Raw genomic sequence first — 696 nt, forward strand, 5'->3', positions numbered from 1 at the left:
GCTCGATCACCATCGACAGCACCGGTCGGACGATCTCGGGCGGCTTTTCCTCCGACTTGGAGCAGGATGCCAGCGCGCCGAGCATGAGCACGCCGAGCAGGATGCGTGGCGTCCGGCTCATTGGCCCGCTCCCGATATCTCGATCGTCTGTCCAGGGCTGAGCAGCTGTCCTCCAGCGGTGACGACGCTCTGGCCCGCGTCCAGCCCCTTGGCGATCACGACCGTGCCCGAATTGAACGCCAGCACTTCGACTGGCGCCATCGTCACTGCCTTGGTCGAGGGATCGACGATCCAGACCGCCGGCTTGCCGCCGCTGGACGTCAGCGCCTGCCAAGGCAGCAGGATCGCCTTCGCCGGCTTGGCGCTTACCGTGCCGATGACGGCTGCCCCAAGCGGCATGCCGGCGGGCGTGTCGGGAATGGCGATTTTGACCCGGATCGAGCCCGAAGCCGGGTCGACCGCAGGCGAGATTTCGCGGACCTTGCCCGTCGCCCTGACCTGCGGATCGGACAACAGCGTGATCGTCACCGCAGGCGATGCCGGTGCCTTGGCGATCAGCGTCTCCTGCACGTTGAACACGGCGTCGCGGTCACCGTCCTCGGCGACGGTGAAGACGGTTTGCGCGGCTTGCACCACTTGGCCGGTTTCGACTTGGCGGGCGGTGATCACGCCGGCGGCACCGGCCTTGAGCTCGGT

The 696-nt window shown here is 67.4% G+C and carries 1 protein-coding gene; it reads right to left on the minus strand.

The window, feature by feature from the left end; translation table 11 throughout:
• Nucleotides 1-117 precede the first annotated feature (117 nt).
• On the minus strand, nucleotides 118-696 hold a 579-nt coding region (locus tag EN893_RS36530), incomplete at its 5' end, for an efflux RND transporter periplasmic adaptor subunit (protein ID WP_128362289.1).

The sequence above is a fragment of the Mesorhizobium sp. M7A.F.Ca.CA.004.04.2.1 genome (genome assembly GCF_004022825.1).
GTDB lineage: Bacteria > Pseudomonadota > Alphaproteobacteria > Rhizobiales > Rhizobiaceae > Mesorhizobium.